Source organism: uncultured Acetatifactor sp. (genome assembly GCF_948601915.1).
Lineage (GTDB): Bacteria > Bacillota > Clostridia > Lachnospirales > Lachnospiraceae > Acetatifactor.
Window position 1 is genome coordinate 1 of sequence record NZ_CAPDXS010000232.1, and the last position, 4,783, is coordinate 4,783.

At 55.3% G+C, this 4,783-nt stretch carries 5 protein-coding genes; 1 reads left to right on the forward strand and 4 read right to left on the reverse strand.

Annotation, left to right across the window (positions count from 1 at the left end; genetic code table 11):
* Positions 1–223, forward strand: a 223-nt coding sequence (locus Q2B33_RS23255) for a hypothetical protein (RefSeq protein ID WP_300785122.1), incomplete at its 5' end; no start/stop codon positions are given.
* 79 nt (positions 224–302) lie between these two features.
* Here the strand turns inward: Q2B33_RS23255 and Q2B33_RS23260 are convergent.
* From Q2B33_RS23260 to Q2B33_RS23275, 4 genes are all read right to left on the reverse strand, one after another.
* The gene (locus Q2B33_RS23260; protein ID WP_300570709.1) at positions 303–1,055 is read right to left on the reverse strand and encodes a hypothetical protein; all 753 of its coding nucleotides are present in this window, start codon (positions 1,053–1,055) and stop codon (positions 303–305) included.
* Positions 1,056–1,153: 98 nt separating this feature from the next.
* Positions 1,154–2,506 carry a GTPase HflX gene (gene hflX / locus Q2B33_RS23265; RefSeq protein ID WP_330684857.1) on the reverse strand — a complete coding sequence of 451 codons (1,353 nt, stop codon included), beginning with the start codon at positions 2,504–2,506 and terminating at the stop codon, positions 1,154–1,156.
* Positions 2,507–2,530: 24 nt separating this feature from the next.
* Positions 2,531–4,015: a cell wall metabolism sensor histidine kinase WalK gene (locus Q2B33_RS23270; protein ID WP_300570712.1), complete on the reverse strand. Its 1,485-nt coding sequence runs from the start codon at positions 4,013–4,015 to the stop codon at positions 2,531–2,533.
* Entirely contained in the window at positions 4,012–4,695 is a 684-nt protein-coding gene (locus Q2B33_RS23275) for a response regulator transcription factor (protein WP_300570715.1), read from the reverse strand. The genes Q2B33_RS23270 and Q2B33_RS23275 overlap by 4 nt, the downstream gene beginning before the upstream one ends.
* Positions 4,696–4,783: the final 88 nt, after the last annotated feature.

The window sequence follows — 4,783 nt, forward strand, 5'->3', positions numbered from 1 at the left end:
CGCCCTTTTGGATTGGAATATTCAGGGTCGCATTGCTGTTCATTTGTCAAGGTGCCTTGCCGTCTTCATCAGCGGCAACTTTGATAGGATATCACAGCCTTCCGCTTTTGTCAACAACTTTTTTAAAACTTTTTTCTTTTTCCAATCTTTCAGATTGGCTGCTGCCTTTCTGTCCGGCAACGAAATATACTATACCACCTTCCCCGCCACTTGTCAACAATAATTTTTCCTTTTTTTTACTTTTTTCAACAATTTATTTTTATAAAGCAAAAACGCCTGTTTCCAGACGTTCCTGCCAACTGTCACTCACCGCTTGTCAACTGAATTGTGTGAGATTTTGATTCATTTTTTAAGTGAAGCGTCACGGAGGAAATCGATTCCGCCGTATCAGCGTCCACCATGACTATCAGTACCGCCTCAGCGCTGGCTCCCGCCGGCAGGGTGTCCGCATAGAAGGCCATGTCATTGGGCAGCATCGTCGAAAGCGCCCTCCCGGCCCGTCCTCCGTCCACCGAAATCCTGTATGCCGTCTGGGAGGAAAGCAGATCCACACTCGTCTCCTGCTCCAGGGTATTCGTGAGGGAGAACTTGAGCACCAGCAGCTTTTTCCCCTCCGTAGCCGTGACGGCAAAATAGTCGCTGTCGGCCGGATAGCTGTCGCAGATCTCCTGCCCCGCGAAGCTCAGGGCGACCCCCTCCGGAAGCCCCATCACCTCTTCCGCGCTGTATGAGGGTTCCTCTATGGACTGCCCTTCATCCGTAACTACCTCTCCCGAGGCATCCACTACAGGCGTATCGTCCACCGGATCCATGCCTACTGTCTCTTCCGGGGAGCGCGTCGGAACGGGCGCCTGCTCATCCATCTCCTCCACCGGCGGCAGATCCATGAGCCTGCTGCCATGTCCCACGTCATATTTCACCATCGTATAGGCCACATACTCCCCTATGGCGCGCATCTCTTCCTCGCTCACGTCCGGAATCTGGTTCTCCGCGCACCCGCTCAGTCCCAACATTGCCAGAATCAATACTGTCATCACGCTCTTCTTATGCTTCATCCTGTCTCTTCCTCACCCTAATCCGGATTGCGCCTCCGCCTCCGGTTCTCTATTTCATCATACAACATATCTCTTCCCACGACAAGACAAAAATATTGTCAGGCGCTTTTTTGGTATATGGAATATTTATCCGCATCGCTCTTGCGGCAGCTCACCCTGATCCATACGCCGTCCTCCCTGTACTCCTGCTCCAGCACAGTGGCGTTTTCCATGAAATAGGAAACGATGCCCCCTTTGTCATAGGGTAGGAGGAAGGCTGCCTCCACCCTGTCCGCATAGACGCATTCCTTGATCATCTCCACCAGCTCCTCCATGCCGCAGCCCAGGGATGCCGCCATATGGATCTGCCCGCCGTTCACCCTGGGGAGCTCCGGCATGCCGCACTTGTCGGCTTTGTTATAGACCACGATCTGGGGGATGTCCCCTGCCTCCAGCTCCTTCAAGGTCTCCGCAGTCACCTCCATGTGCTGCCTGTAATGCTCGTCGGAGAAATCCACCACCTGAATCAGCAGGTCGGCGTACTTCACCTCCTCCAGGGTGGAACGGAACGCCTTCACCAGCCCATGGGGCAGCTTATCGATGAAGCCCACCGTATCCGACAGGAAAAAGGGGATGTTCTCGTCCTTTCTGGGATTGATGCAGCGCACATTGGTGTCCAGAGTGGCAAAGAGCATGTCCTTCTCCAGCACTGTCTTTTTCTCGGCATATCCGTTTTCCGTATTGTCCCCGTACAGATCCACCATGCGGTTCATGATCGTGGATTTGCCGGCATTCGTATAGCCCACCAGCGCCACCTTGGGGATGGGCGACTGGCTGCGCTTCTTGCGCATGGTCTGTCTGGCTCCGGCTATCTCGTCCAGGTCTTTCCGCAGCTCGCTGATCCGGTGCTCGATTTTCCGCCTGTCCAGCTCCAGCTTGGTCTCACCGGCTCCCCTGTTGCTCAAGGAGCCCCCTGTGGTGCCCCCCTGTCTGCTCAGATTTTCCCGCATCCCCACCAGCCTGGGCAGGAAGTACTGGAGCCTGGCGGTCTCCACCTGGAGCTTCGCCTCCTTGGTCTGGGCCCGGATGGCGAAGATGTCCAGGATCAGGTTGGTCCTGTCCAGCACAGGCAGCCCCAGCTCCCGGCCAAGGTTGCGCACCTGGGAGGGGGAAAGGGCATTGTCGAAGACCACCTCTTCGGCCTCGCACTGCCCTGCATATTCCCGCACCTCCTCCACCTTGCCGGTGCCGATGTAAAAGGCCTTGTTCACGGCCGGCATGCGCTGGACGATGATTCCCAGCACCTGCTTATATGCCGCCTCCGCCAGGCTCTTCAGCTCTTCCATGGAATGGTCGAAGTCCTGCTCCTTCCCTGTATCCAGGCCTACCAGCAATACCTTGGTATAATTGATTTCTTCCATATTCGTATATCCCTCCCTCTCCGCACGCTCCGCGCCGTAAAGTGCAGCCACCCGGAAAGCCTGCCTTTTCAGACCTTAGCTCCGCTCGTTTCCGTCCAGCTCAAACCAGAAAAGCACACCATTATTATAGTTCTCTACACCGTATTTCTGGTTCATGGATTCCATGATTGCCTTCACGATGGACAGGCCTACGCCGCTGCCTCCGTACTCCCTGGTCCTGGCCTTGTCCACCTTGTAGAATTTCTCCCAGAGATGGGGGACGGATTCCTCGGGGATGGGCTGTCCCGTGTTGAACACGCCTATCCGCACCTTGCCCTCCCGCTGCTCCAGAGAGACGACGATCAATTTATCGCTGTTCCCCGCCACTGCCCGGCAATGGTTCACCGCATTGGAAAAATAGTTCATGAAGACTTCCTCGGTCTTGTACACATCGCCCCATGCGTAGACGGGCCCGTATTCCTCCATGCGCACCGTTATCTCATTCTGTCTGGTGAGGATTCCGGCGGACTGTACATAATTCTTCACCAGAGCGGCCACGTCGAAACGCTCCATGGCCACCACGTCGTTGCCGAACTCCAGTTGGTTCAGGGTCAGCAGCTTCTTTACCATATTGTTCATCCTGGAGGCCTCGTCCACGATGACCTCGCAGTAGAAGCTGCGGCTCTCCGGATCGTCGTTGACTCCCTCGGACAATCCTTCCGCATAGCCCTGTATCAGCGCGATGGGCGTCTTCAGCTCATGGGAGACATTGGCCAGGAACTCCCGGCGCATGGCGTCTATCTGCTCCTTCCTCTCGATGTCCTTCTGGAGCTCATTGTTGGCTGTCTTCAGTTCCGAAATGGAGCGTTCCAGGGAGGCGGAAAGCTTGTTGATGTTCTCTCCCAACAGCCCTATCTCGTTGCTGGCCCCGCCCTCATACTTTGCCTCGAAATCAAGGTGCACCATTTTCTCCGATATGCGGTTCAGCTCCAGGATCGGCTTCGTGATCTTCGTGGAGACGAACCAGATGATGACGCCCCCTGCCAGCGTGGCCACCATGCCCATATAGGCCAGGAACCGGTTGGCGATCTTCGCGCTCTCCCGTATGCTCTCAAGCGGCGTGTGCATGATAAAGGATATGCCTGTGCTCAGTCTGCCGTACATTTCCAGGAAGTCCTTTCCTTCTGTGTGCAGCTGCTGTACCACATAGCCGTCCCCTTCTTCGATTATCTCCACCTCATCGGTGAAAAAGCCGAAGATATATGCGGTCAGCCGTTTCTCAAGCTCTTCTCCGCCGTTGATTGAGGCATACTTCAGCCGGGAATTGGCATCCATCACATAGACCGTGATATTGTATATGCCGCAGACATCGTTCAGCTCCTTGCGGAAGGCCTCCGTGCTGTAGGTATCGCTGTTGGCTGCCTGCTGGATTTTATGGTATGCCTCGTAGATGACTTCCGTCCTGCTCCTGATATAATACTGCCCCAGAAACAGATTGTTCATCAGCCAGCACAAAAAGATAGTGCCCGCCATCAGCCCGATGAAGATCAGCGCCAGCTGCCGCCTGATGGAATGTGTCATTGCTTGTCCTCTTCCAGTTTATAGCCCATGCCCCAAATGGTCTTGATCAGATCGCCCTTCTCCCCCATCTTGCTGCGGAGCTTCTTCACATGGGTGTCGATGGTGCGGGCGTCCCCGAAATAGTCATAGTTCCATACATTGTTCAGTATCCGCTCCCTGGAGAGGGCGATTCCCCGGTTCTCCAGGAAATAGGCCAGAAGCTCGAATTCCTTGAAGCTTAAGTCCACCGGCCTGCCGTCTATGGTCACCTGATGGGCGGCCTTGTCCATCAGGATGCCGCCGCAGCTCACGATCTCCTCATTGGCCGTCTGGTTGGTGCGGCGCAGGATCGCCTCTATCCTGGCCACCAGTATCTTCGGGCTGAAGGGCTTGGTCACATATTCGTCCACCCCCAGCTGGAAGCCCTGGAGCTCGTCCTGCTCGTCCGCCCTGGCCGTCAGCATGATGATGGGCACCTTGGAATAGGCGCGGACTTCCCTGCACACCTGCCAGCCGTCCATCTTCGGCATCATGACGTCCAGGACGATCAGGGCGATGTCCTTCTCCTTGAAGAAAATGTCCAGCGCCGCCTCTCCGTCCCCGGCTTCGATGACGTCATAGCCGCTCTTAGCCAGGAAGTCCTTCACCAGCTTGCGCATCCTGCTCTCATCGTCCACCACCAGTATCTTCAAACGCTCCATTTCCCCACGACCTTTCTCACCGTCATTTTGCAGTTCTCCTGCCAGGATTTATCATAACATAAAAATATGTCGAATCTGTGAAAGTCCG

Coding starts and splice junctions, on each gene's coding strand:
- Q2B33_RS23270 (WP_300570712.1), bottom strand. CDS start 4,015: ATGACACATTCCATCAGGCGGCAGCTGGCGCTGATCTTCATCGGGCTG.
- Q2B33_RS23275 (WP_300570715.1), bottom strand. CDS start 4,695: ATGGAGCGTTTGAAGATACTGGTGGTGGACGATGAGAGCAGGATGCGC.
- Q2B33_RS23260 (WP_300570709.1), bottom strand. CDS start 1,055: ATGAAGCATAAGAAGAGCGTGATGACAGTATTGATTCTGGCAATGTTG.